The organism is Actinopolymorpha pittospori (assembly GCF_014873875.1).
GTDB lineage: Bacteria > Actinomycetota > Actinomycetes > Propionibacteriales > Actinopolymorphaceae > Actinopolymorpha > Actinopolymorpha pittospori.
On sequence record NZ_JADBEM010000001.1, the window covers coordinates 8025293 to 8050920 of the forward strand.

The window sequence follows — 25628 nt, forward strand, 5'->3', positions numbered from 1 at the left end:
CGGGTCCCGGCCCCCCGCGCCGGAGGAGGGACCATGAGGGCCGGGGTCCGGATCACGCTCGCCGGCGCCCAGGTCACCCTGCTCCTGCTCTCCCTTCCCCGCTGGGTCACCTCGCACGGACTCCTGCTCGAACGCCTCCCGACCGCGGTCACCCTGGCCGCCCTGCTCGGTGCGGGTGTCGGGCTGCTGCGATCGACCCGAACGACCAGACGGGTGGCGTACGGCCCGACCGTGCTCGCCGTCCTGGTCCTCGCACTCACGTTCCTGCCGCTGCCGTCGGTCCGGGTCATGGTGCCGGTCGTGGCGCTGGCGGGGGCGGTGGCGATGGCGGGGTACGCCGAGTTCGCTGGACGCGTGCTGCACGAGACGGGCGGGCGAAGCTCCCGGCCTCGTCGCCCGGCGGTGCTCACCACGACCGGCGCCCTCGTGCTGCTCGCCCTCGGCGCGCTCGGCGGGGTCCTGCTGGACATGCTGCTGACGTTCGCCGGCGTGCCCCCGGTCGGCTGGGCGGTGCTCCTCGCCGTGGGTTCGGCCATTCTGTGGCCGCGGCCCGGGCTGCCGATCGGGCTGGTCGTGGTCCTCGCGCTGCCGCCGCTCGTCCTCGGCGTACGAGGGATGACCGTGGGGGCGACCTGGTCGCCGTACGGCCTCGTCACCGAGCGGACACCGATCGACGGCCAGACGACCGTCAGGCGGGACGGCCTACCGCTGCCGGCCCCACGCGCCGCTGCGGAACTCGCGCGGGACGAGCCGACGTCGCTGGCGCCGTTCGACTGGGTACCAGGCGGGCATCCGCGGCGGGTTCTGGTGCTCGGCGCCGGGACCGGCAACGACACCGCGCTCGCCCTGGCCCGGGGCGCCGAGCACGTCGACGCGGTGGAGGTCGACCCGGCCCTGGTCGACCTCGGGGCGCGCCGGCATCCCGACCATCCCTACGCCGACTCCCGGGTGAGCGTGCACGTGGCTGACGCCCGGGCGTTCCTCAACGGGGCGACGGACCGCTGGGACCTGATCATCTTCACCCCCGAGGTCGCCCGGCTCGGCCTACCCGGTACCAGCACACCCGGCTCGTCCTACGCCCTCACCACGGAGGCGTTCGCCCGCGCGCGCACGCTCCTCGACCCGAACGGCGCGGTGGCGGTGATCTACGAAGGATCTGGGTGGGTGGTACGCCGGCTCGAGTTGACCGTGGTGGCGGCCATCGGTCCGGCCTGCACCTTGTCTGGCGAGCGAACGACCACGCTGGTCGCCCCGAGCGCCGGCATGGCGCGGACCGCCCCGACGGTTCCACTCGCGTCGCGCGACTGCGCCCTGAGAGCGGCCATGCTCAACGAGTTGTACGACGTCCCGGTCACCGACGATCAGGCGGCGCTGAGCCGGCACGGCTGGCCGTGGTCGACGGAGACGGTCGCCGCACTGCTCGGGTTCGCCGTCGCGGTCCTGCTCGTCGCGGTCGTCCTCGGCGGCCGGCGCGGCGTCCGGAGGCAACCGCGCCTGGCCGGCCTCGGCACCGGAGCCGCGGCCTGGCTGGTCGGACTCTGGGCGCTCAGCGCCGCGTCCCTCCGGTTCGGCTCGACCTGGAACGTACGTTCCGTCGCTCTCGCCCTGCTGCTCCTCGGCGCGATCCTGCTCATCGCGGTCGGTGGGCCGGTCGCCCGCAGGCTCGGCCGGCGGCTGCCCCCTGCCGATCCCGCCCGCACGACCGGCTTGGCCGTGCTCGGTGCGCTCCTCGGCGCACTGGTCGGCTACGCCGTTCCCGTCCTCGGCAGCCCGGTGCTGTTCGGCGCCCTGGCGGTCGCGGTCGTCGTCGCCGCCGGATCGAAGCTGCTCGCTCTCCGGCGGGCGGGACGCCCGGCCACGCCCAGCGCCGACCAGCCCCAGAAAGACCCGGCGCAGCAGGACCCGGCCCAGAAAGACCCGGCCCGAAGTGATCAGCCCGGGAGCGGCCCGCGTCCGACCGATCCGGCTGATCCGCCCGATCCGGCTGATCTGACCGACGAGCCAGCTCCCGCGGGCGTAGCCGGCAGTGACGAGCGCCCGTCCGGACCGGAAGGGCCTACTGGTTCGCCGCGGTAGGGAGGCGCCGAGCGGGCAGCCCGGTCAGTCCCTGCTCACCGCGGGGTAGTCGAGGAGCGCCCGCAGCTTCGCGACGGAGGCCTCCCAGGTCCAGTTCTCCCGGACCCAGGCCCGGCCGCGCTCCCCCATCACCCGCGCCCGCTCCGGGTTCTGGAGCAGCGGAACGATCTTCGCGGCGACCGCGACAGGGTTGTACGGGTCGACGACGTACCCGGTCTCCTCGTGCAGGACAGCGTCCGGTGCCCCGCCCGAATCACCGACGATCACCGGGAGGCCACTCGCCTGGGCCTCGAGGAACACGATGCCGAGCGCCTCTGGTTCGAGCCCGCCGAGCCGGGTCCGACACGGCATCGCGAAGACGTCCCCGGCGTCGAAGTACGGCGGGATGTCGGTCCATGGAATCGCACCGGCGAACACCACCTGGCCGCGCACTCCAGTCTCCTCGGCCAGCTTCTCCAGCGTCGCGCGATGCGGACCGTCGCCGACGATGAGCAGGGTGGCGTCGGGTACGTCCCGCAGGACGTGCGGGAAGGAGCGGATCAGGATGTCCTGGCCCTTACGCTCGGTGAGCCGGGCCACACACACCACGACGGGTGCGTCGGAGGCGATGCCGAGCTGCTTGCGGACGACCTCGCCTCCCGTACCGGGCCGGAACGCCCTGATGTCGACACCGGGAGTGAGCTGGGCCATCCGGGCGGCGTCCTGCGGCGCGAGCGCCTTCGCGATCATCGACCGGGTGTAGTCGCCCAGGTAGGTGAGGGCGTCGGTGGAGCGGCCGATCCGGCGCAGCAGACCCTTCGGCCCCGGAACCCGCGCCCACCAGGTCTCGTGACCGTGGGTCAGCCCGACGATCCGCCGCGCGCCGGCCTTACGGAGCGCGGGCGCGAGCAGGCCGAGCGGCGCGGCGGCCCCGAAGACCACCCGGTCACAGCCTTCCGCCCGCAGAACCTCACTCGTCCGCCGGGCCACCTGCGGAGTGGGCAGCAGGGTGCCGGAGGGATCCCGGACCACCGGGAACGGCAGGGTCGCGTCGTACTCGCGGTCGCCCTCCATCGAGGCGGTGTAGACCACGATCTCGGCCGGTGGCATCCGCTGGCAGAGTGCGAGCACGAATGCCTCGATACCACCCTGACGGGTCGGGAAGTCGTTGGTCACAACGAGTGTGCGCGCCACACGGTGACCCTATCCGGCGCGCGACACCCGGCCAGGGGCACCTGCACCCGCGCCGTGTTCGGCTCCCGCCGGCGACCCGTCTCAACGGGCCGCCATCGCCGGAATCCTCGGCAGGCCCTGTCGGTGGGACCAGGAGCGGGCGAGCGCGATGCGCTGCGGCGCGGTCGGGTGGGTCGAGAACAACGCGAACCACACCGGAGCAGGCGTGAGGTCGCTCCGGTTGGCCACGGCGAGCCAGCGCTGGGTCTGCGCGTAGCCGGTCGGGTCGTGGCTGAGGTCCAGTGCGTGCACGTCGGCGCGCGCCTCGACCCGGCGGGAGATCATGTTCTGTAGCGGCATGCTCACCTGCACGCCGAGCGCGGTCAGCGCGAGCACGAGCGCGACCACGCGCGGGTCGGCGGCCGACCTCACCCCGGCGCGCCGCCGGATCCAGGCGGTGTCGAGCAGTAGCGCGAGCGCGATGACGGCGGCGCCCGCCCCCACCGCGCCGACCACGGTGCCGCGCAACACGTCCCCGTGCTTGGCGTGACCGAGTTCGTGGGCGACGATCAGCTGGACCTGTCCGGGGGTGGCCTCCGCCAGCAGAGTGTCGTAGACGACGATGCGCCGCGTCGGACCGAAACCAGAGACGTAGGCGTTCAACCGCGTCGTTCGCCGGGACGCGTCGGCGACCAGGACGTCCTCGACGGGCACGCGGTCGCGCTGTGCGAGCTGGAGCAACGACGAACGCAGCTGACCGGCCGGCATCGGGGTGAACTGGTTGTAGATCGGCTCGACGAGCACCGGATAGATCGACGAGCCGACCATGACCGTGAGCGCGGCGACGGCCGATCCCGCCATCCACCACCGCCGCGGATATCGCCGGATCAGCGCCATCATGACGAGTACGAGCGTGGCGGTGACGAGGAAGGTCACGGCGTACGTCATCGCGAGGTCGGCCGCCCAACCGCCCAGGCTCTGGGTCGACACGCCGCTTCGCCGGCGCGCGAGCTCGAGCCACAGGTCGAAGGGCAGGACGGCGATCCGGACCGCGAGCGTCACCGCGAAGGTCCCGAGGAGTACCCGGGCCCACCACGGGCTTACGCGGGGCAGAATCCGTGCGCTCAGTCGGGCGCCGACCCGGGTGAAGCCAAGCCATAGCGCCGCGAGCAGGCCCACCCCACTGGCGACGTAGATCGGCATGCGCACGACCTGCTGGAACGCCACGCTGCTGGCGATCTCGGCCGGGGCGAAGTCCTCGGTCAGCGGGGCCGGCGCCCCGAAGGCCCCGGCGACGTGGCGGCCCCAGGGGTTCCAGGGGGTCGTGAGGAGGATGAGCAGCACCAAGCAGACAGACACCACCAGCAAGGTGATGGCCGCCCCCCGCCGATCGATCCCCCGTTGGCGCACGCGTTACCCGTCCTTGCTCCGCGCCTCGACGTACTCCCTCCAACCCTGCACGAAGTCTTGCTCGGTGGTACGGAGAACCCGGCGATAGACATCGGCCTGGTCAGCCGCCGAGGCCGCGCGATCCATCGCGACGTAAAACTCGACCAGCTTGGCCTGACTCCACCGGGCGGCGACGTAGCTGCACGCGGTCCAGGCTGATTCGTAGGCCTCGTCGAGCGCCTTGGCCTGCGGATCGAACTGCGGGCCGCCCGGGAGCGCGTCCGGAGCGCCGCCCTGGCGTACCTGCTGGAGGAACTCCTCCGCGATGACCGAACTCGCGAGGCCGGATCCCCGGAATCCGACATAGTCGGCGAAGCCCTCCGACAACCAGACGGGCATGCTGCTCATGGTGGCGTTCGCGGCGACGTGGGTCGCCTCGTGGGTGAGGACGACGAGCCGGCCCAGGCTGCCGATCTGGTCGAACGTCCGCGGGTTGATGACGATGTGCGAGGCGAGGTTCGGATCGGAACGCCCCACCGAGGTCGTCACGGCGGCCACCGCCGCCTGGCTGTCGCTGTCGGCGCCGATGAGGCGTTCCATCTGGCCCTGGGTGGCGGGCACGAGCACCACGACGTACTGGTCCCAGTTCCGGCCCCAGACCGAGGTCACCCGTGGGACGGAGCGGTCGGTGGTGAGGGCGTACCGCTCCAGTCGCGTGCGGGAGCCGACACCGACCACGAGGCTGTGCTTGCCGCGTACGACGTCGACCTTGTCGATCAGCCACAGCGGCATCGGATCGGTCGCGGCCTGGTTCTCCCGGTCGCCCGCGACGTAGGTCCGTCCACCACGTTGGACGAAGGCCATCCGCAGGCTCGTCTTCCACAGTTGCGTGTCGCCCTGCCGCAGCCGGAACGTCATCTCGACGTCGGCGGCCCAGGCCGTGGGGCCGAGAGCGCTTCGCCGGTCCGCCGTCAGCGCGCCGTCGTCGAGGGACGGCGTGCCGAACCGGACCTGGACGACCTGCATCCGCGCGAGGTTGTCGTAGGTGCGGGCGGCGACGGCCGCGAAGTCCGGCGAGGCCGGGTCGATGGTCGCGAGGTAGCTGGCTCGGTCACCCGCACGGACCGCCGCGGCCTGCCGGCCGAGGACCTTCCCGGCGAGGGTCACGCGCTCGGCGGCGAGGTCCGCGGTGGGCCCGGAGATCATCGGCGCGCCGTCGGCCGCGCCGGCTGACCGGTCCAGTCCGGCCACCCCCGCCGAACGCATGTTCGCCGCGGAGGGCACCTGGGCGGGACCGAGTGCGGGGATAGTCAGGGCCACGGCGCCAGACAGCGCCAGACCCCCACAGGCCAGGACGGCGAGAATCCGGACCACCGCCCGCCGGCGCGTGGCGGCGTGACGTCGGACGCGCTGCGGAGGGTCGCCGATCACCCCCGCATCGTACGGAAGAACGACTCCGCCTCTCCCCATGAAACGGGGAGAGGCGGAGTGTGCGTCACTATGTGTGAAGTGTCGAACACTAACCCGGTCGCACCGCTCCCGCGAAAGGCATGTACTTCATCTGGATGTATTCCACGCTCTTACCGGGGCGCGGCGCGTGGATCACCATGCCGTCGCCGGCGTAAATGCCGACGTGGTGCATGTCGCTGTAGAAAATCACCAGGTCGCCGGGCTGCAGCTGCGAGCGGGACACCTTGGCGGAAACGGCGTACTGCTGGCGGGACGAGTGCGGAAGGGACACACCGGCCTCGCGCCAGGCCATCATCGTGAGACCCGAGCAGTCCCAGCTGTTGGGGCCGGCCGCCGCGAAGACGTAGGGCTCGCCGAGCTGAGCGCGCGCGAAGTTGAGGGCGATCGCGCCGCGGCCACTGCCGGAGGGCGGCGGCGGAATACGCTCGTCGCCGCGGGTCGTGCGGTTTCTGGCCCGCTCCCGCTCCTCCGCGGCCTGCAGGCGGGCCCGCTCGGCTGCGGTGAGGCGGTCGAGTACGGCCTTCGCCTTGGCCGCGCTGGTGTCGGCGGCCTTCTTGCGCGCGGTCGCCGCGTCCCTGGCCTCGCGGTAGCGGGTCAGCTCGGCCTCGCGCGCGGCCCGCTGCTCCGAGAGTCGCTTCTGCTCCGACTGCAACTGACGGAGCAGGTCGCCCTGTTGGCCCGCGAACGCCTGCGCGGTGCTCATCTGGGCGAGGAATTCCTTGGGGTCGTCGGCGACGAGCAGCTGCACGGTGGTGTCGACACCACCGGTGCGGTATTCGGCCGCCGCGAACTCGCCGATGCTGGTGCGGAGCGCGTCGAGCCGCCCCTGCTGCCGACCGATGTCGGTGTTCAGCTTGCGGACGCGACGGTCGATGGTCTGCATCTGAGCTCTCAGCTCATTGGCCTGCTCGGTGACCTTCTCGGCCTTCGCGTAGAGGTCGTCAACCTGCTGACGCACCTCGTCAATGCTCCGGGTGGGCTCGGCATAGCTCGACCCGGGGATGGCCGCGACCATGGCGATCGTGGCCGTGCCGACTGCTAGCAACGCACGCCCTGGAGGGCACTTGCGGCGGTTCGACACGGGCAGTGAGCCCCTTCCTTCCTCAGACGCATACCGGGTCAGCTGACGGGTTCGGGCCGGGAAGTCGCCCTACGGAAGGTTTGCCGGCTTGGTGGCCGACCAACCCCGATTCACCCCGGGATTGTTTGGGTCCCCGGCTCCCCGTCGGTGGTCTCCGACGAGGACTAAGCGAAGCGTCTGCCGCCGGCCCGGTGGACGGCTCACACAAAACAGACACTTGGCGCGGGACTCTAGTGATCACATCGTGATCTTTCAAATCCCCACGGCGTGTTGCGTGCAAAGTTGAAGGAACCGCGTCGACACATCGTCGGATTTGCCACGACATTCCGTACGAATCGTGACAGCTTCCTGGCCGAACGTGAGAATACCTTTACTGTGCGATCGGCATCACGTCCGAAATGTGGGGTTCGATCACCACTGTCGGGGGATTGTCCGGTGACCAGAGGCCGGCCTCGGCCAACACCCGAAGTGCCCTGCGATCGGCCTCGTCCAGACCCGCCCCGACCGGCGGTGCGCCGAGGATGACCGTCACCACGCAGTCGCCGCAGTGTCGCCCCCGCGCCGCGCAGTGGTCGCAATCGATGCGCATGCTGCCTGCCTCCCGTCGTGCCCGACTGTTGCGGTGCGTAGGACGTTAGACACGACCACCGACAGCCCCGGAGCGGTCTCAGCGCGCGAGCAGTCGGACGAGCGCCTCGGCGGGGACCGGCCGGGCCCCCGAACGCCGGATCCCGTCGGCGATCTCCCGGTCGCTCGAGACCACCACCACCGGCCGTCCGACCGGCTCCGCGGCCACCAACTGGCGGATCACGTCGTCCGCGCTGACGCCGGCCGGGCTGAAGCGGACCCGCACTCCGCGCGGCGCCGACACCGGCGGTGGAGCGGGCAGCTTGGCGCCGTCGAACACGCAGGTGATCTCGGCTCCGGTGCGCGCCGCGAGCCCGCCCAGCATCGTCACGAGGCGGGTCCGCTGCGTCTCCAGCGGCAGCACCGGCCACGCGGTCTTGGTCACGTTGTAGCCGTCCACGACGAGGTGGACCTGCGGGAGCGCGACCAGCGTCTCCAGGGAGACCACGTCCTCCGGACCGGAGATGGAGCCACCCGCGGCCGGCTCACGCGCCAGGACGGTGTCGGCGGGGCGGGACAGGGCGGGTGGCAGCGCGAGCTCCCGCCGGAGTCCCTGCGCGGCGTCGACCAGTGTGTCGAGGAGGAGACGCAGCCGGACGCTCGCCACGTCGCGATCCTCACGGCTGGAGCGTCGGCTCGCCTCGATCGCCGCCTCGGCGTCGGCGATCCGAGCCCGTAACCGCCGCAGCTCGGCATCCGCCCGCGCGCTGTCGGCCGCCGCCTGGTCCCTGGCCAGCGCGGCCAGGCCGGCCTGGCGCTCGGCCTCCTCCTCGGCTGCCTTGGCCCGGTCGCGGGCCTGTCGGAGCGTCCGGCGCAGGGTGGTGTTCTCCTCCTTCAGCGCGGCCAGCTCGGCTCGACGACGCTCACGTTCCTGACGAGCGCTCGCCCGCGCCTCGGTGACCTGATCGCGCAGGCGGGTGACCGACTCGGCCTCGCGGCCTCCCGCGAGCACCGCCGACTCCCGGTCGAGCAGGTCGAGGACCTCACCGACGACCGACGTCCACCCACTCGGGCGCAGGAGGTAGGCCGTGGCCGCGACGTCGAGCGGATCGACCGCGGCGGGCCGGCGGCCCTCGTCCAGCGCCGCGGCGAGCTCGGGCACCAGTGCCCGCACCCGGTCGGCGACCCGGGCCCGGAAGTCGGCGTCCGCGTCCACGGCGGCCGCGATCGGTATCGCCGCGAGCCGGGCGCGTCGGGCCGGGGCGAACCGCGCGAACGGTCGCAGCGGGGCCGGCACCTCCTCGGCCGCCAGGCCGCCGAGGGTGTCCGACGCCAACCCGACGACCCGTTGGCGCACCGGCTCGGGCAGTGGCCGGGCGAGGTCGTCGGTCCGATCGTCGTCGGACCCGGCTCCGTTGCTCACGGCTGCGAGCGTAATTGCCCGCCGGCGGTCGCCACGTGGAGCCCGGTGACACGGCCGCTGACCAGTGGGAACGCCGGTCCGAACGAGCGCGACCCAGGTGAGGTGAACGTGTCCGGCAGCTGGAAGCGTGGTTAACTTCCGCAGCGTGACGACGAAGAACCGGGCCAACCCGCTCTACCAGATCCAGTACGCCGTACGAAATCCGGGCAAAGTGGCGCCATACGCCCGGCGTCTGGCCCGCGACCTCGTCCTACGGGTCCGCGCCCGCGACCACGTGAGCTACTACCGCGCCGTGATGAAGTCCGACACTGCGCGCAGTGCCGAGGCGGCCGTGGGCAGCAAGTCACACGACCGCTGGCTCGCTCTCGGCACGATGCAGTTCGACTACCTCGTCGAACACGGCCTCAAGCCCACCGACCGGATGCTCGAGATCGGCTGCGGCAACCTGCGTGCCGGACGGCTGTTCATCGACTACCTCGACGCCGGCAACTACTACGGCATCGACATCTCCCCCGACATCCTCATCGCCGCCCAGCAGACGCTCGCCACCCAGGGGCTCCAGGACAAACTCCCCCATCTCACCCCCACCCGTGACCTGACGTTCGCGTTCCTGCCCGACGCCCACTTCACCGTCGCGCACGCCCACAGCGTGTTCTCCCACTCACCCCTGCACGTCATCGAGGAGTGCTTCGCGCACATCGGCCGGGTGCTGGCTCCCGGCGGCTTCTTCGACTTCACCTTCGACCGCACCGAGGGACGCGAGCACCAGGTACTGCACGAGGACTTCTACTACCGCACCGAGACGCTGGTGAAGCTCGCCGAGCGGTACGGCCTGCGCGGACAGTTCATGGACGACTGGGAGACGCGCCCGCACGGCCAGTCCAAGATCCGCATCACCCACGGCTGAGGTCGACGACCGCACCCGGCCGAGGCCCGGACCGCCCGCCGGTGCGGTGTTGTCGTCGTCACACCAGGGCGTCCCCGCCGGGGCGAGTCGCTGCTCCGACATGTCGGTGGGCGCCCGTAGCTTCTGAGACATGACCGCCGAGGAGACTTCCTGGCCCGCCGCCGGCACGCCGTACGCCCAAGCGCCGGCGCCTGTCCCGGCAAGGTCCCCGGCGATGCATCAGGTGGCGCCCCAGGCGAGCCTCACCTCGGCCCCGAGACCGGTCCCGGTCGGCGTCCAGGCGAGCTTCGACGAGCTCGGCACCCCGCTGCGCGACGTCACCTTCTGCGTGGTCGACCTCGAGACGACCGGCGGGTCGCCGCAGTCCGCGGAGATCACCGAGATCGGGGCCGTGAAGGTCCGGGCCGGCGAGATCCTCGGCGAGTTCCAGACCCTGGTCAACCCGGGCAACTCCATCCCACCGTTCATCGCGGTCCTGACCGGCATCACCGACGCCATGGTGGCCTCGGCGCCCGGGCTCTCCTCGGCTCTTCCGGCGTTCCTGCAGTTCGCCGAGGGCTGCGTGCTGGTGGCCCACAACGCACCCTTCGACGTGGGGTTCCTCCGGGCCGCGGCACACGCGCACAGCCAGCGCTGGCCGTCGTTCGAGGTGCTCGACACCGCCCGGCTCGCCCGGCGCGTGCTCACCCGCGACGACGCGCCCGACTGCAAGCTCGCCACCCTGGCCCGATACTTCCGCTCGGGCACCACTCCGAAGCACCGCGCACTCGGTGACGCGCGCGCCACCGTCGACGTTCTCCACGGCCTGTTCGAACGCCTCGGGCCACTGGGCGTGCACACGCTCGAGGAGCTGTCGGCGTTCAGCTCCCGGGTCTCCCCCGCCCAACGCCGCAAGCGGCACCTCGCCGACCACCTCCCGCACGCCCCTGGCGTCTACATCTTCACCGACGACCGCGGCCGGGTGCTCTACGTCGGCAAGTCCAAGGACCTGCGCGCCCGCGTCCGCACCTACTTCACCGCCTCCGAGACGCGCTCGCGGATGGGTGAGATGGTCGGCCTCGCGAGCAAGGTGACCGGCATCGAGTGCGCCACGCCGCTGGAGGCCGAGGTCCGCGAGCTCCGGCTGATCGCGGCGCACAAGCCCCGCTACAACCGCCGTTCGCGGTTCCCCGAGCGAGCCACCTGGTTGAAGGTCACGGTCGAGCCCTTCCCGAGGCTGTCCCTGGTCCGGGAGGTGAAGGCCGACTCCGGCACCTACCTCGGACCGTTCGGCTCCCGCCGGGTCGCCGAGCAGGCGGTCGCCGCGATCCACGAGGCGTTCCCCATCCGGCAGTGCACCCAACGGCTCTCCCGCTTCCCCCGGTCGGGCTCGGCCTGCGTCCTCGCCGAGATGGGCAGGTGTGTGGCTCCGTGTGTGGGCGCCGTCGACATGGAGACCTACGCCGCCCACGTCGCCGACGTGCAGGCCGCCATCGCCGCGGACCCCGCGCGCGTCGTGGAGGCGGCCAGCCGGCGGATCGGAACCCTGGTGGTCGAGACCCGGTTCGAGGAGGCAGCCGTGCACCGCGACCGGATGGCCGCCTTCGTGCGAGCCGCTGCCCGCACCCAACGCATGAGCGCACTGGCCCGCTGTCCGGAGGTGGTCGCGGCCCGGCGAACTCCCGAGGGCGGCTGGGAGGCCCACGTGGTGCGCCACGGCCGGCTGGCCGCGGCGGGCGTCGTCCCACGGGGTACGCCGGCACGGGCGGCGATCGACGTCATCGTCAGTGCTGCGGAGACCGTCGAGCCGCCGCCACCCCCGGCCCCCGCGGCCACCGCCGAGGAGACCGAACGCGTGCTGGCCTGGCTCGAGCTGCCAGGCGTCCGACTGGTCGAACTCTCGGGTGAGTGGAGCTGTCCCGTCGGTGGCGCGCAGTCGCGGCTGGAGTGGCTGGACACCGCGTACGCCGCTCGCGACGACGTCGTACTCTGCGAGGACCGCAGGCGTCTGCGACCGGTGCACCGACCGGCGCGATGAGCCACCCATCCGTCCGCGGCACCGTCCGCCCAGCATCCAGCAGGCGCCCGAGGAGGCACCCGTGATCACGGCCATCGTGTTCGTCCAGGCAGACGTCGACCGCATCCCTGAGGTCGCGCAGCAGATCGCCGAACTCGACGGTGTGAGCGAGGTCTACTCCGTGACCGGCGAGATCGACCTGATCGCGCTGGTCCGGGTGCGCGAGCACGACGAGATCGCCGACGTGGTGGCCGACCGACTCAACAAGGTGCCCGGGGTCACCGCGACCGAGACGCACATCGCCTTCCGGGCCTACTCCCGCCACGACCTCGAGGCCGCCTTCAGCCTCGGCATCGAGGACTGACCCTCAGCGCTGCCGACGGGTGACGCACGGCCGCACGCCACGGTGGCGGATCGGCCCGACGTCCGCTCCGCACCGCGCTGCGCGTGCTCGCGGAGGCGCCGACCTGTGGTCCGGATCCGTTCGACGGCCCGTCTCCCTCATGTGATCAGGACCCTTTAATCTTTGCGCATGACGGAGAAGGCGCCCGGCTGGTACACCGACCCGTCCGGCATACCGCGAGCGTTTCGCTGGTGGGACGGACGCCAATGGACACAGGCGATCAGCGAGGACCAGCAGGCACCGCCGCCGGCCTCCGCCCCGCCTGTCGTGCCACCCGGCACCGGACAGCAGGACACGCGGGAAGCCCGACCCGGCACCGGTTCGTCGTCCGGTCCCACGGGACCCGACTCATCCGTCCCGCCCGGGTCCAACCAACCGGACCAGTTCGGCGCCGCCGCCCCCTCCACGCCACAGGGAGCCGGGTTTCCACCGCACGGAACCCCGGCGTACGGCGCCCCGTCGCACGGCCTCTCCGCGTACGGCGCACCGTCCCGAGGTCCGGCGGTCCCGCCGCCCGCGGGCGCGCCCGGACCGGGTTACCTCCCGCCGTGGGGCGAACGCCAGGGCGGCCCGGCCGGCCCCTCGGCGCCCGGCGGCCCGACCGAGGTCCTCACCCACGGGGCCGATCCGACCTCCCGCCGGGTGGGAGTCATCCTCGTCGGCGTGGCGATCGTCGCCGTGGTCGCCGCCGTCGTGAGCTACCTCACGTTCGTTCGTGGTGACGACCCTGCCGTCGACGCGGCCGCGAGCCCCACCCCGATCCCGACCCAGCCAGCCACGCCGCCGGCCATCGAACCACTGCCGTCCGACGAGCCCACGACACCGCCTGCCACGCCGTCGCCGACCGCCCCGGCGTCGCCGTCCGGCACGCCCACTCCGTCGGTCACCGCGGGTGAACCCGACCCGAGTGTGAGCTCCCGCCTGGTGTTCGCTCCGTTGCCCAACCCGTGGACCAGGGACGACGGGGCGGCCATGATCCTCCTCCAGGGCGTGGCCCAGACCCAGGTCACCGAGGAGCGCTACGACGGCGAGGAGAACTGGGTCGCGTTCATCGGCACCGGCGCCGCGAGTCCCGACTGGTACTCCCCCTCGGACTCACTCGCGGCCAACGCCGAACGCGCCGCGACGTGGTTCGCGAGGGCCGGCTTCCCCACGCCCAACGTCGACCGGGCCACCCAGACGAACCGTTCACTGCAGGTGGACGGGCACAACGCGCATCTCCTGCGACAGCACTTCACCTATCGCATTCCGCAGCTGCGGTCGCAGGGCGAGACGGTCTCCATCGTGGTCGTCGACCTGGGCGCGGACAAGGCCGGCATCCTCGTCGCCTCGATCCCCGACACCAACCCCGAGCTCAGGCAGGACGCGGAGAAGGCGATCAGCTCGCTGCGGGTCGTCGACTGAGGACGGTCCCGCCGTTTCGCTTCGGCGATCTGCCGCGGACCGGTACCCGGACGCGGCAGATCGTGACGAAGCGACATCGCCGAGGAGGAGAAGCGTTGCGGGGGTGGCCCGCCGCCCTCCGCCGATCGGACGGACCTACCGACGTGCCGCCTCGACCCAGCGGTCGAGGATCGCCGCGGCGCGCCCTTCGTCGACCGACGAGACCGCTCGCGCGTAGGCCTTGCGAATCCGCTCCGCCAGCGGAGCCTCGGATGGCTCGTGGACCGCGAGCGCCGCGGCCGCGTTGAGCAGGACCGCCTCGCGGACGGGGCCGGACTCCCCGGCCAGCACCCGTCGGCAGACGTCGGTGTTGAAGGCGACGTCGCCGCCTCGCAACGCCCCGGGCGGGGCGGGCGGAATGTCGAGTTCGGCGGGGTCGAAGTGCTCCTGGCTCACCGTGCCGTTCTGGACCACCCAGACGGCCGAGGTGGTCGTGGTGGTGAGCTCGTCCAGGCCGTCGTCCCCGCGGAACACGAACGCGTCCACGCCGCGGGCGGCGAACACGCCGGCGACGATTCCGGCCATCCGCGCGTCGGCCACGCCGACCGCCTGCGCCTCCGGCCGGGCGGGGTTGGACATGGGGCCGAGGATGTTGAACGTCGTCGGCACCCCGAGCTCGCGCCGCGTCTGCGCCGCGTGCCGCATCGCGGCGTGGAACTGCGGGGCGAAGCAGAACGTGATCCCCACCTCGGTAGCGATCTCCGAGACCCGCTGGGGCGGCAGGTCGAGTGGGATGCCGAGAGACTCGATCAGGTCGGCGGCGCCGCACAGGGACGAGGCGCTGCGGCTGCCGTGCTTGGCGACCCGGGCGCCCGCGCCCGCGGCGACCAGCGCCGCCATCGTCGAGATGTTGACGGTGTGGGCTCCGTCACCTCCGGTGCCCACCACGTCGACGGCACGACCCGGCACCTCGATGGTGGTCGCGTGGTCGTACATCGCCTGGACCATCCCGTCGACCTCTTCGACGGTCTCGCCCTTCACTCGGAGGGCGACCGCGAAGCCAGCGACCTGGACGGGAGTGACCTGGCCGGCGAGGATCTCGCCCATCGCCCAGGACGCCTGCTGCGGGGTGAGGTTCTCGCCGCGGAGCAGGAGGGAAAGCAGTTGTGGCCACACCAGGGCCGGCTGATCTGCCATGTCAGCTCCGGAGTCGGGCGGAGGGAGTCGCCTGGTCAGTCGGTGGTGGCGGCGAGCCGCTGGCGGGCGAGCTGGACGGTCGTCCGGCACAGCGCCACCGGGTCGATCGGGTAGGGCACCGCCGCCTCGGCCCGCGACCAGGTGGCGAGCCAGGCGTCCTGCACCCGTCCGGTGAGCACGAGCACCGGAGGGCACTGGTAGATCTCGTCCTTCAACTGGCGGGCGACGCCCATGCCGCCGGCGGGCACCGCCTCGCCGTCCAGGATCACCACGTCGATGCCGCCGGCGTCGAGGGTCTTGAGCACGGCGTACTGCGTGGCGCACTCGACGAACTCGAACGGCGGAAGGTCGCGCTCCGGCCGCTTGCCGATCCCGAACTTGACCTTGTCGCGGGTGGTGCGGTCGTCGGAGTAGACAAGGACACGCACCGAACGCGGGGCGGATCCCGAGTCCGATCCGGAGTGGGACGCGGCGGCTTCAACGCTCATCGAGGTGTCCTCTGGCGTGAGAGTTCGTCATTGACATGAACGGCGTACGGCGTGATGTTACCCGGCGGCCGTCCCACCGCTGCCCTCGGCCGTGCGCCGCCGGACCGGCCAGAAGCCGTATCCTCAGGACCGCCCGGGGCGCACCGCGGTGCCGGCCGACATTTCCGGCCGGCACGCCTGCCTTTGGGGGTCGGCCAAAGGCTGCGCAGATCGACCGACATAATGGCCGACGTGGCGACAGCAACCGTAGAACCGACCGCCCGCTTCCACGGCCATCCCAACCGGCCTTCAATGGTCAGTGTCGGGACGATCGTGTGGCTCGCGAGCGAGCTGATGTTCTTCGCCGCCCTCTTCGCGGCATATTTCACGATTCGGGCGGTTTCCCCCGAACTCTGGGCGCAGGAAACGAAGCTGCTCAACGTTCCCTTCGCGTTCGTCAACACGACCATCCTGGTGCTGTCGTCGGTGACCTGCCAGATGGGCGTTTTCGCGGCGGAGCGGGGCCAGCCGGGCCGTACGGGCCGACTCTTCGACGTCTCCAGGTGGGGGCTGCGTGAGTGGTTCGTCCTCACCTACGTGATGGGCTCGTTCTTCATCGGTGGCCAGACCTATGAGTACGCCGAGCTGATCCACGAGGGCGTCACGCTCTCCTCGTCGGCCTACGGCTCGGTCTTCTACCTCACCACCGGCTTCCACGGCCTGCACGTGACGGGCGGCTTGATCGCCTTCCTGCTGGTCCTCGGCCGCACCTTCATGGCGAACCGCTTCACGCACGAGCAGGCCGTGAGCGCGATCGTGGTGTCCTACTACTGGCACTTCGTCGACGTCGTGTGGATTGGCCTGTTCGCGACCATCTATCTCATTAAGTAGGACGGAGCAGGCAGACGTGCCTTTCGGCGTCCGGGGTCGGCCCCGGTTCCACACTGTCGGGTTTCGGGCTCGTCCCCGGTTGAGCACCATCCTGGGCGCTCGGCGCCGGCACCGTTTCGCGGGCCCTGTGGTCGTGCTGATGGCCCTCGCGGCCTTCGGCGGTATCTACGCGCTCGCTTCCCCGTCGTCGCAGGCCTCCGCCGACGCGGCGCAGTCGACGCAGATCGAGCAGGGCAAGAAGCTCTTCTCCGTGAGCTGCTCCTCCTGCCACGGCCTGAACGCGCAGGGCACCAACGCGGGGCCGCCGCTCATCGGCGTCGGTGCCGCCGCGGTCGACTTCCAGGTCGGCACCGGCCGCATGCCGGCCCAGCAGCCCGGTCCGCAGATCCCCCAGAAGAAGGTCGCCTTCTCCGACGAGGAGATCTCGGCGCTCGCGGCGTACGTCGCCTCGCTCGGGCCCGGGCCCGCGATTCCGGCGGACACCAGCTCGGAGGGTCTCTCCGACGCGGAGATCGCCGAGGGCGGTGAGCTCTTCCGCACCAACTGCGCCTCCTGCCACAACGTCGCGGGCAAGGGCGGCGCCCTCACCTGGGGCAAGTTCGCGCCGAACCTCGACAACACCTCCTCGCGGCACATCTACGAGGCCATGCTCACGGGCCCGCAGCAGATGCCGGTCTTCTCCGACGCCGTGATCACGCCCGAGAACAAGCGGCAGATCATCGGCTACCTGGAGACCCTCCGCGAGGAACCAAGTCACGGTGGGTTCGCCCTCGGCGGACTCGGACCGGTGACCGAGGGCCTCGCGGCGTGGCTCGTCGGAATCGCCGGACTGGTGATCATCGCGGTCTGGATCGCGGCGAGGACCGCCAAGGGAAAGCGAGCATAGGTAAATGAGCGACATGACCGAATCTCGCGGCGAGGTCGCGGTCACCCGGTCGACCGACACCGGCGACCCGTACCCCGACCCGGGGCTCCCTCCGCACGAGCCCCGTCCGACTGACATCGACGAGGCCGCCGCCAAGCGGGCGGAGCGCCAGGTGGCCACGATGTTCGGCGTGGCCACCCTGCTCGGCCTCGGCTTCGTGGTCTCCTACTTCGCGGTCCCCCGCGACGCGTCCTTCCTGGGCTTCGGCGCCTCCAACTTCGCGCTGGGCGGCACGCTGGGCCTCGCCCTCCTCCTGATCGGCATCGGCGCGGTCCAGTGGGCGCGCAAGCTGATGAGCGACCACGAGATCGTGGAGGAACGCCACTCCGCGAGCTCCTCCGACGAGGACCGGGCTGAGGCGATCGCCGCCGTCCGGCTCGGTGCCGAGGAGAGCGGGATCGGGCGCCGGAAGCTGATCCGTAACTCCCTGATCGGCGCCCTCGCGGTGCTCGGCCTCCCGGTCGTCGTGCTCCTGCGCGACCTGGGACCGCTGCCGGGCAACGGGTCCGCCCACACGATCTGGCGGCGCGGCACCCGCATCGCCAACGACGTGACCTTCAAGCCCCTGCGCCCGGAGGACCTCGAGCTGGGCCAGCTCGTCAACGCCGTTCCGGCGAGCCTGGAAGACCAGCCGGAAGGCGCCGAGCGTCAGAGCGCCCGCGCCAAGTCCGCCGTCCTCCTGGTCCGGATGGAGGAGAACGACATCCGGACCGTGCCGAACCGGCGCGAATGGGGCGTCTCCGGCATCCTCTGCTACTCCAAGGTCTGCACCCACGTCGGCTGCCCGGTCAACCTGTACGAGCAGCAGACCCACCACGTCCTGTGTCCCTGCCACCAGTCGACGTTCGATCTCGCGAACGGCGGACGGGTCGTCTTCGGCCCGGCCGCGCGGTCACTGCCGCAGCTGCCGATCATGGTCGACTCCGAGGGATACCTCGTCGCCCAGAGCGACTTCACCGAGCCGGTCGGGCCGAGCTACTGGGAGCGCGGATGAGCAGCGCCACACCAAACGCGGTCGCCAAACCGCTGGAGTTCCTCGACGAACGTGTGGGACTCGCCAAACTCGTCAAGAAGAACCTTCGCAAGGTCTTCCCCGACCACTGGTCGTTCCTGCTGGGTGAGATCGCCCTCTACAGCTTCATCATCCTGTTGCTGTCGGGGACGTTCCTGACGCTGTGGTTCAAGCCGAGCATGCAGGAGGTCGTCTACAGCGGCCCCTACGGCCCGCTGCAGGGCGTGCACATGTCGGAGGCCTTCGCCTCCACGCTGCACATCTCCTTCGACGTCCGCGGCGGTCTGCTCATGCGGCAGATCCACCACTGGGCGGCGATGCTGTTCATCGGCGCGATGACCATCCACATGCTGCGGGTCTTCTTCACCGGGGCGTTCCGCAAGCCGCGCGAGATCAACTGGCTGATCGGCACGATCCTGCTGCAGCTCGGTCTGATCGAGGGCTTCACCGGCTACTCGCTCCCCGACGACCTGCTGTCCGGCACCGGTCTGCGCTTCATCGAGGGTCTGGTCCGGGCGATCCCGGTGGTCGGCACCTACGTCTCGTACTTCGTCTTCGGCGGGGCGTTCCCCGGCGACACGATCGTTCCGCGCCTGTACGGCGTCCACATCCTGTTGCTGCCCGGCCTGATCCTCGCGATGGTCGCGGCCCACATCGGGTTGGTCGTCTACCACAAGCACACCCAGTGGGCCGGTCCCGGACGGACCAACAAGAACGTCGTCGGCTACCCGCTGATGCCGGTCTACATGGCCAAGGCCGGTGGCTTCTTCTTCATCGTGTTCGGCGTCACCGCCCTCATGGGTGCGCTGTTCCAGCTCAACCCGGTCTGGGTCTACGGCCCCTACAACCCCTCCGAGGTCGGTGCCGGCACCCAGCCTGACTGGTACATGGGTTGGGTCGAGGGCGGTCTGCGCCTCATGCCCAACTGGGAAAGCCATATCGCCGGCTTCACCATCAGTTGGAACATCTTCATTCCAGGCTTCGGCCTCCTGGGTCTGCTCGCGATCGTGCTCGGGTTGTACCCGTTCATCGAGCGCTGGGTGACCGGTGACAACCGCGAGCACCACCTGCTGGACCGCCCGCGCAACCAGCCGACCCGTACGGCGTTCGGCGTCGCCGGGATGACGTTCTACGGCCTGCTGTGGGTCGGCGGTGGAAACGACATCCTCGCCACCACGTTCCACCTGGCCATCAACGACATCACCTGGTTCCTGCGGTTCGCGATCTTCATCGGCCCGGTCATCGCGTTCCTGGTGACCAAGCGGATCTGCATCGGGTTGCAGCGACGCGATCGCGACCGGCTGCTGCACGGCCGGGAGACAGGCATCGTCATGCGCGCTCCCAACGGCGAGTTCACGGAGGTCCACGCGCCGATCGACACCGAGGAGGCGTACACGATCTCCCAGCACGACCGGCAGGAGCCGCTCGCGGTCGGCGACGGGGTGGACGCCAACGGCGTCGTGGATCCCACGCACCGCGTTCGGAAGCTGCGGGCCCGCGCCTCCCGGTTCTACTTCGGCGACGACGTGCAGAAGCCGACGCGGGAGGAGATCGAGGACGCGCACAGCCACGGTCACGGCCACGAGGAGCTCGCGGGCAGCAACGGCCACGAGCAGCTCACCGACGGCAGCCACGAGGCGCTCAGCAACGGCAACGGCCACGAGGTGAAGGGGGTCGGTGCAGGAAGCTCGAAGTCCCGCTCCGAGCACTGACCCTCGGCGTTACGTCAGCACTGTGCCGCGGCCACCACTGGTGGCCGCGGCACAGTGCTTTTCAGGGGCCGGACAGAGGCCTTCCAGGGCCCGGTGAGAGGCGCCGAGGCGTTCTGATCGAAGGATGCACATCGGCTCCCCCGCTCTGGCCCGGTCAGGGGCCAGGGATCCAGCCCCGGGAGGCTGCCGGAGGACGACCCAGCGGCTGCGACGGCGTACGCCGGGGAACCCACCGGCGAGGTCGACGAGCCGACCGCTGATCTCGAGCACCCAGTCGGTGCCGGCTCCCTAGCTCCACGTGCGGGCGTCGTCGGCCGCGCGGCTCCAGGGACAGCCCGGCCGGGCCCGAGGGTGGGAGGTAGTCGACCTCTTCACAGGTAGCGATCACCATGGCCCGCAGGGCCTGGACGAAACGTTTCGCGCCGGCCTGGATCGCGGCCTCCCGCCCCCAGGCGTCGCCGCTCCGGGAGCACTGGGATCGCCCTCTGGCGGGGCGCACGTGGGACGAGCCTGGCAGGAGCGGAGATGGACCAGCAGTTGGCCCGTGTACGAGCCGATCTCGCGGGCTGGGTGGACGTACGCGGCTTCGTCCCCGAGGAGGCTCTCCCCTGGCTCCACACCGCGGCCGGCATGGACCCGGTCACCCCTGCACTGGACTGGCCCTCCGACGCGCTCCCACGCCGCGCTGGGTGCCCGCCGGACCGACTCGGGAGGTGCGGCTGGTCACCGTCCTGTCCGTACCCTCCATCGAGCTCCTGAGCGGGCCCCTACCGCGCGCGGTTGCTCGCCTGCAGCCCCCTCGCTGCGTGCGGCACCTCGTCAAGGCGCACGGCCGGCAGCAGTGATGCAAGCCGTCGCGTGGCAACCGTGCGCCAGCTACTCGCCGCTGAAGGCGCCACCGCGGTCCTGCGCTGGTCGAGCATGCGAGCGGCCCCGCATCTGTCACAGATGCGGGGCCGCTTCAGGAACGACGCGCGGGCCGCTGCGGGCCGGCGAGAGAGTCAGCTCAGCGCGCTGCCGGCCTTCCATTCGTTCCAGGACACGTTCCAGTCGCCGTAACCGTTGCCGGTGGCCGGCATCTGGGCACCACTGCTGCTGACCACCTCGACCGGGTCGCCGACGTGGGAGACCTGCCAGAGCCAGTCGGAGTTGCTGAGGCTCATGCCGACGCAGCCGTGGCTGGTGTTGGAGTATCCCTGGGACCCCACCGACCAGGGCGCCGAGTGCAGGAACTCACCGCTCCAGGTCACCCGAAGTGCCCACCGGCCGGTCAGCCGGTAGTGCTCCGGAGCCCCGATGGCTTCGTTCGTGAAGTCGACGTTCTGACGCTTCTCCAGGACCACCTTGGTGCCGTTCCGCGTCTCCCAACCGGACTTTCCTCCGGTCACCGGGATCGAACGGGCCAGGTCGCCGTTGATGTAGACGCGCGCCTTGTGGGAGTTGTCCAGGTCGACCTTGGTCACCACCGAGTTGGCGATGGTGAAGTGCCGCACCTTGTCCTTGATGCCCCACGCACCGTCGCCAGCGTTGACGTCCTTGGTGTTGATCCTCAGCGTGACGTCGGTGTGGGCCGGCCAGTACGTCTTCGGACGGTAGTGGATCTCCTCCGAGCTGAACCAGTGCCAGGCCCCCTCGACCGGCTTGGAGGTCTCGACCACCAGCCGCTTCTCGACTTCAGCTCGGTCCTTCACCGGAACGGTGAACTTGATGACGATCGGCATGCCCACGCCGACCGTGCTGCCATCCAGCGGTTCGATGCTGGTGCCGAGCACCTTCGCCGGCTTCGCCGTGGTGAAGGTCTGGTTGGTCTGGGTCTCCTGCCCGTCGGCGTTCTTCGCGACGGCGTGGACCTGGTAGACCCGGTCCGGGAGGAGACTGCCCTGCGCCACCGACCATGAGGTCTTGGCCGTGTTGAGAGTCCCCTCGACAGGCTTGCCGTCGTTGGTGACCTCTACCTGGGTCAGACTTCCGCCGCCGGCCGTCACCGTCACCGGGGCGTCCACCGCCACGTTCTCCGCCCGGTCCGCGGGCGAGACGGTGACCTTGGTCGGAGCCACGGTCTTCTTCGGCGTCGCCGCCCCCTTGCCCGGGTTGGCGTTCGCCTGGATCGGAGAGCCCGACCCCGAGTCGGCCTGGCAACCGGCCATCAACACCATGGCCAGCATCACCACCAAAGCCCCGACCCCGCGCACCGCTGACCGCGTGCGCCCCCGCTTCCTCATGTGCACTCCTTGTGCCGGCGACCTACAGGCGTGTGCGGCCCCTAACGAAAGGGACCTCCGGTGGAATGACGCCCTGTGGCCCCGACAAGTTGCATGCCGGCCCCTATCACGTGAAAGAGTACTGAATCGCTCGCCGCGCCGGACGCTCGGTGAGCGTGCTCTCTCTCGGAGTAACCGGTCCTCAGTGGGCGTGCTCGCCTCGGTAGTACTCGAAGACGAAGCCGAGTACCGAGACGATGCCGAAGCCGACACCGATGATGAACAGCCACCAACCGAAGACGATGCCGAGCACGACGACCGACAGCGACAACGCGCAGAAGAGCGGCCACCAGCTGTGCGGGCTGAAGAAGCCGAGCTCGCCGGCTCCTTCCTCGATCTCGGCATCCTTGCGGTCTTCGGGACGGGGCCCGATCCGCCGAGCCGTGAGCAGGGCGTAGAAGCCCACCAGGAGCGCGAGGAGCGTCGTCAGGACGAGCGCGCTGGTGCCGGTGGGGTCATGCGACATGAACCAGTAGATCGGCGTGATGACTGCGAAGAACACAGCCAGGATCGCGAAGATGAACCCCTCGGCCTTCACGAACGGTCCTTCCGGCTCTGCTGGGTGTTGTCGTGGAGGAGACCGGCCCGGCCACCGTGCTCGGGCAGGTCGGCGAGACCGTGGTCGTCGTTCTCGTGGAGTTCGAGCAGCGCGATCTCAGGGTGGCGCAGGTCGAAGGCCGGGCTCTCGGACCGGATCCGCGGGATCGAGGTGAAGTTGTGCCGCGGCGGCGGGCAGGAGGTCGCCCACTCCAGCGACCGGCCCCAGCCCCACGGGTCGTCCACCAGGACGCGCGGCGACCGGCGCGACTGGATGACGTTGAGGATGAACGGCAGGGTCGACATGCCGAGCAGGAAGGCACCGACCGTGGAGACCGAGTTGAGAACGGTGAAGCCGTCCTCGACCGGGTAGTCGGCGATCCGGCGCGGCATACCCTCCACGCCCAGCCAGTGCTGGATCAGGAAGGTCAGGTGGAAGCCGAAGAACAGGGTCCAGAAGTGGATCTTTCCGAGCCGTTCGTTCAGCATCCGGCCGGTCATCTTCGGCCACCAGAAGTAGAAGCCCGCGAACATCGCGAAGACCACGGTGCCGAACACGACGTAGTGGAAGTGGGCCACCACGAAGTAGGTGTCACTGACGTGGAAGTCCAGCGGCGGCGCGGCCAGGATCACGCCGGTGAGGCCACCGAACAGGAACGTCACGAGGAAGCCGACCGCCCACAACATAGGCGTGTCGAAACTGATCGACCCTCGCCACATCGTCCCGATCCAGTTGAAGAACTTCATACCTGTCGGTACGGCGATCAGGAACGTCATGAACGAGAAGAACGGCAGGTTGACGTTGCCGGTGACGAACATGTGGTGCGCCCACACCGCCACCGAGAGCGCGGCGATCCCCATGGTCGCGAGGACCATGCCGACGTAGCCGAACAGCGGCTTACGACTGAAGACCGGCAGGATCTCGGTGATGATGCCGAAGAACGGCAACGCGATGATGTAGACCTCTGGGTGACCGAAGAACCAGAACAGGTGTTGCCAGAGCAGCGGCCCGCCACTGGCCGGGTCGAACACGTGGGCGCCGAATCTGCGGTCCGCCTCGAGCATCAGCAGCGCGCCGGCGAGGATCGGGAACGCGATCAGCGCGAGGATGCTCGTCACCAGGATGTTCCAGGTGAAGATCGGCATCCGGAACATCGTCAGGCCCGGTGCACGCATGCAGAAGATGGTGACGACGAAGTTGACGGCACCAAGGATCGTGCCGAGACCGGCGATGTAGAGACCCATCACCCACAGGTCGCCACCGACGTTCGGTGAACGTACGGCGTCTGACAGCGGCGTGTAGGCCGTCCAGCCGAAGTCGGCGGCACCGCCCGGGGCGAGGAAGCCGGAGAGCACGATCAGCCCGCCGAACAGGAACAGCCAGTAGCTGAACATGTTCATCCGCGGGAACGCCACGTCGGGCGAACCGATCTGCAGCGGCATGATCACGTTGGCGAAACCGACGAACAGCGGCGTCGCGAAGAGCAGCAGCATGATCGTGCCGTGCATGGTGAAGAGCTGGTTGAACACCTCTTCGCCGTTGCGGGCGCTGAGCACCTGCATGCCCGGTCGAGCGAGCTCCGACCTCATGACGAGCGCCAGAACGCCGCCGATCAGGAAGAACGCGAACGACGTGATGAGGTAGAGCTGGCCGATCACCTTGTGGTCGGTGGTCGTGAGCCACGACACCACGATCTTGCCGGTGCTGCGCTTCCGCTCCGGTGGCGCGGTTACGTTTGCCGCCTGCTGGCGTTCACTGAGAATCGTCACTTGGCCACTTCCTCAGTACCGCCCTCTCCGCTTCCCAGGCCCGCCTGGGTCCTGGTGATGGCGCCGCCTGTCGCTTCGCCGGTCTGGCCCTTCGCCCTGAGCGCCCTGAGGTGGGCGTCGTAGTCCTCCCGGCTCACGACGTGAACCGTGAAGAGCATCCGCGCGTGGTAGACGCCGCAGAGCTCGGCGCACTTGCCGGTGAACTCACCCTCCTTGGTGGGGGTCAGCTCGAAGTAGTTGGTCTTGCCCGGGATGACGTCCATCTTGAAGAGGAACGCCGGGATGAAGAACGAGTGGATCACGTCCGGGGAGTTGAGCCGGAAGCCGACCTTCTCCCCCACGGGCAGGTAGAGCGTCGGCAGCTTCTCCGGCGTACCGCCCTCCCAGACCGTCCCGACGTCGGGGTTGTCGACGTAGTTGAACGTCCAGCTCCACTGCTGACCAATGACGTTGACGACGTTGGTCGGCGGGTCGTTCTTGTCGACCTTCAGGATGGCGTTCTGGTCCCGGACGGTGAAGAAGAACAGCACCGCGACGATCACGAACGGCACCGCGGAATACAGAATCTCGATCGGCAGGTGGTAGCGCGTCTGCGGCGGAATCGAGTTGTCCCGGCGGCGGTAGGCGATGACCGCCCAGATGATGAGGCCCCACACGAGAGCACCGACCGCGAAGGCGGCGATCCACGCGCCCTGCCACAGGCTCAGCGTGTGCGTAGCCCGGTCGCTTGCCGGAGCCGGCATACCGAGGCGTTTGAAGGTGGCGACTTGATCGGTGGAGCACCCGCTTGCGACGAGTATCACCGCGCCCACCAGCGACGCTACGGACGCCCTACGCAGGATTCGGCGCGGCGCACGTTCGTCAGCTTTCGACGTCACGGGGTGCCTTTCTCCCTCTGGCCCTCCGCATCGGCGAACCTGGAACAGCCCGATGCACAGCGGCGCAACCTCGTATCAGCGACAGAACCCTACTCGCTGGGCCTGTCGGCACTGCGACGCACCCTCCGCCC

At 70.2% G+C, this 25628-nt stretch carries 22 protein-coding genes and 1 riboswitch; of the genes, 10 read left to right on the plus strand and 12 right to left on the minus strand.

Annotation, left to right across the window (positions count from 1 at the left end; all coding sequences use genetic code 11):
* Positions 1-33 precede the first annotated feature (33 nt).
* Positions 34-2076 (plus strand): polyamine aminopropyltransferase, encoded by a 2043-nt coding sequence (locus tag HEB94_RS37320; RefSeq protein ID WP_192754200.1) that lies wholly within the window; start codon positions 34-36, stop codon positions 2074-2076.
* A 24-nt stretch (positions 2077-2100) separates the two neighbouring features.
* Here the strand turns inward: HEB94_RS37320 and HEB94_RS53890 are convergent, their stop codons facing one another.
* The 6 genes from HEB94_RS53890 to HEB94_RS37350 all read right to left on the minus strand — a co-directional run bounded on the left by HEB94_RS53890 (position 2101) and on the right by HEB94_RS37350 (position 9158).
* On the minus strand, positions 2101-3249 hold the full coding sequence (locus tag HEB94_RS53890; RefSeq protein ID WP_192754201.1) for a glycosyltransferase: 1149 nt from the start codon (positions 3247-3249) through the stop codon (positions 2101-2103).
* Between the two features lie 81 nt (positions 3250-3330).
* Complete coding sequence (locus tag HEB94_RS37330) at positions 3331-4587, minus strand: M48 family metalloprotease (protein WP_202896760.1); 1257 nt, start codon at positions 4585-4587, stop codon at positions 3331-3333.
* 54 nt (positions 4588-4641) lie between these two features.
* Complete coding sequence (locus HEB94_RS37335) at positions 4642-6048, minus strand: hypothetical protein (protein WP_192754202.1); 1407 nt, start codon at positions 6046-6048, stop codon at positions 4642-4644.
* 88 nt (positions 6049-6136) lie between these two features.
* Positions 6137-7045: a C40 family peptidase gene (locus HEB94_RS37340; RefSeq protein ID WP_337918186.1), complete on the minus strand. Its 909-nt coding sequence runs from the start codon at positions 7043-7045 to the stop codon at positions 6137-6139.
* Positions 7046-7180: 135 nt separating this feature from the next.
* Positions 7181-7349, minus strand: a riboswitch (cyclic di-AMP (ydaO/yuaA leader).
* Positions 7350-7538: 189 nt separating this feature from the next.
* Positions 7539-7757 (minus strand): hypothetical protein, encoded by a 219-nt coding sequence (locus HEB94_RS37345; protein WP_192757217.1) that lies wholly within the window; start codon positions 7755-7757, stop codon positions 7539-7541.
* Positions 7758-7835: 78 nt separating this feature from the next.
* A complete protein-coding gene (locus tag HEB94_RS37350) occupies positions 7836-9158 on the minus strand; it encodes an NYN domain-containing protein (RefSeq protein ID WP_192754204.1) in 1323 nt (440 codons plus the stop codon).
* A gap of 145 nt (positions 9159-9303) precedes the next feature.
* On the opposite strand from HEB94_RS37350, the gene HEB94_RS53895 reads away from it, so the two are divergent.
* The 4 genes from HEB94_RS53895 to HEB94_RS37370 all read left to right on the plus strand — a co-directional run bounded on the left by HEB94_RS53895 (position 9304) and on the right by HEB94_RS37370 (position 13868).
* Positions 9304-10065 carry a methyltransferase gene (locus HEB94_RS53895; protein WP_192754205.1) on the plus strand — a complete coding sequence of 254 codons (762 nt, stop codon included), beginning with the start codon at positions 9304-9306 and terminating at the stop codon, positions 10063-10065.
* A 130-nt stretch (positions 10066-10195) separates the two neighbouring features.
* On the plus strand, positions 10196-12082 hold the full coding sequence (locus HEB94_RS37360) for a DEDD exonuclease domain-containing protein (protein ID WP_420481556.1): 1887 nt from the start codon (positions 10196-10198) through the stop codon (positions 12080-12082).
* 61 nt (positions 12083-12143) lie between these two features.
* Complete coding sequence (locus tag HEB94_RS37365) at positions 12144-12425, plus strand: Lrp/AsnC ligand binding domain-containing protein (RefSeq protein ID WP_192754206.1); 282 nt, start codon at positions 12144-12146, stop codon at positions 12423-12425.
* A 168-nt stretch (positions 12426-12593) separates the two neighbouring features.
* Entirely contained in the window at positions 12594-13868 is a 1275-nt protein-coding gene (locus HEB94_RS37370; protein ID WP_192754207.1) for a DUF2510 domain-containing protein, read from the plus strand.
* A gap of 135 nt (positions 13869-14003) precedes the next feature.
* Here the strand turns inward: HEB94_RS37370 and trpD are convergent, their stop codons facing one another.
* The gene (gene trpD, locus HEB94_RS37375) at positions 14004-15044 is read right to left on the minus strand and encodes an anthranilate phosphoribosyltransferase (protein WP_192754208.1); all 1041 of its coding nucleotides are present in this window, start codon (positions 15042-15044) and stop codon (positions 14004-14006) included.
* A 35-nt stretch (positions 15045-15079) separates the two neighbouring features.
* Positions 15080-15532, minus strand: a complete 453-nt coding sequence (locus HEB94_RS37380) for a response regulator (RefSeq protein WP_192754209.1) — start codon at positions 15530-15532, stop codon at positions 15080-15082.
* Between the two features lie 222 nt (positions 15533-15754).
* Between HEB94_RS37380 and ctaE the strand changes: the two genes are divergently transcribed.
* The 5 genes from ctaE to HEB94_RS37405 all read left to right on the plus strand — a co-directional run bounded on the left by ctaE (position 15755) and on the right by HEB94_RS37405 (position 20810).
* Complete coding sequence (gene ctaE, locus HEB94_RS37385) at positions 15755-16402, plus strand: aa3-type cytochrome oxidase subunit III (protein WP_192754210.1); 648 nt, start codon at positions 15755-15757, stop codon at positions 16400-16402.
* Positions 16403-16481: 79 nt separating this feature from the next.
* Positions 16482-17288 carry a cytochrome bc1 complex diheme cytochrome c subunit gene (gene qcrC / locus HEB94_RS37390; protein ID WP_475554679.1) on the plus strand — a complete coding sequence of 269 codons (807 nt, stop codon included), beginning with the start codon at positions 16482-16484 and terminating at the stop codon, positions 17286-17288.
* 13 nt (positions 17289-17301) lie between these two features.
* Positions 17302-18321, plus strand: coding sequence for a cytochrome bc1 complex Rieske iron-sulfur subunit (qcrA, locus tag HEB94_RS37395; RefSeq protein WP_238361737.1), 1020 nt, complete (start codon positions 17302-17304; stop codon positions 18319-18321).
* Positions 18318-20051, plus strand: a complete 1734-nt coding sequence (gene qcrB, locus HEB94_RS37400) for a cytochrome bc1 complex cytochrome b subunit (RefSeq protein ID WP_192754212.1) — start codon at positions 18318-18320, stop codon at positions 20049-20051. Before qcrA ends, qcrB begins: the two co-directional genes overlap by 4 nt.
* Before the next feature lie 525 nt (positions 20052-20576).
* Positions 20577-20810, plus strand: coding sequence for a hypothetical protein (locus HEB94_RS37405; RefSeq protein ID WP_192754213.1), 234 nt, complete (start codon positions 20577-20579; stop codon positions 20808-20810).
* A 242-nt stretch (positions 20811-21052) separates the two neighbouring features.
* Here the strand turns inward: HEB94_RS37405 and HEB94_RS37410 are convergent, their stop codons facing one another.
* The 4 genes from HEB94_RS37410 to ctaC all read right to left on the minus strand — a co-directional run bounded on the left by HEB94_RS37410 (position 21053) and on the right by ctaC (position 25497).
* Complete coding sequence (locus HEB94_RS37410; protein WP_192754214.1) at positions 21053-22273, minus strand: L,D-transpeptidase; 1221 nt, start codon at positions 22271-22273, stop codon at positions 21053-21055.
* A 181-nt stretch (positions 22274-22454) separates the two neighbouring features.
* Positions 22455-22850, minus strand: a complete 396-nt coding sequence (locus tag HEB94_RS37415; protein ID WP_192754215.1) for an aa3-type cytochrome oxidase subunit IV — start codon at positions 22848-22850, stop codon at positions 22455-22457.
* Entirely contained in the window at positions 22847-24619 is a 1773-nt protein-coding gene (gene ctaD, locus HEB94_RS37420) for an aa3-type cytochrome oxidase subunit I (protein WP_192754216.1), read from the minus strand. The genes HEB94_RS37415 and ctaD overlap by 4 nt, the downstream gene beginning before the upstream one ends.
* Positions 24616-25497 (minus strand): aa3-type cytochrome oxidase subunit II, encoded by an 882-nt coding sequence (gene ctaC, locus HEB94_RS37425; RefSeq protein ID WP_475554682.1) that lies wholly within the window; start codon positions 25495-25497, stop codon positions 24616-24618. The genes ctaD and ctaC overlap by 4 nt, the downstream gene beginning before the upstream one ends.
* Positions 25498-25628: the final 131 nt, after the last annotated feature.

Coding starts and splice junctions, on each gene's coding strand:
- HEB94_RS37320 (WP_192754200.1), top strand. CDS start 34: ATGAGGGCCGGGGTCCGGATCACGCTCGCCGGCGCCCAGGTCACCCTG.
- HEB94_RS37345 (WP_192757217.1), bottom strand. CDS start 7,757: ATGCGCATCGATTGCGACCACTGCGCGGCGCGGGGGCGACACTGCGGC.
- HEB94_RS37360 (WP_420481556.1), top strand. CDS start 10,196: ATGACCGCCGAGGAGACTTCCTGGCCCGCCGCCGGCACGCCGTACGCC.
- HEB94_RS37370 (WP_192754207.1), top strand. CDS start 12,594: ATGACGGAGAAGGCGCCCGGCTGGTACACCGACCCGTCCGGCATACCG.
- trpD (WP_192754208.1), bottom strand. CDS start 15,044: ATGGCAGATCAGCCGGCCCTGGTGTGGCCACAACTGCTTTCCCTCCTG.
- HEB94_RS37380 (WP_192754209.1), bottom strand. CDS start 15,532: ATGAGCGTTGAAGCCGCCGCGTCCCACTCCGGATCGGACTCGGGATCC.
- ctaE (WP_192754210.1), top strand. CDS start 15,755: ATGGCCGACGTGGCGACAGCAACCGTAGAACCGACCGCCCGCTTCCAC.
- qcrA (WP_238361737.1), top strand. CDS start 17,302: ATGACCGAATCTCGCGGCGAGGTCGCGGTCACCCGGTCGACCGACACC.
- qcrB (WP_192754212.1), top strand. CDS start 18,318: ATGAGCAGCGCCACACCAAACGCGGTCGCCAAACCGCTGGAGTTCCTC.
- HEB94_RS37405 (WP_192754213.1), top strand. CDS start 20,577: ATGGACCAGCAGTTGGCCCGTGTACGAGCCGATCTCGCGGGCTGGGTG.
- HEB94_RS37410 (WP_192754214.1), bottom strand. CDS start 22,273: ATGAGGAAGCGGGGGCGCACGCGGTCAGCGGTGCGCGGGGTCGGGGCT.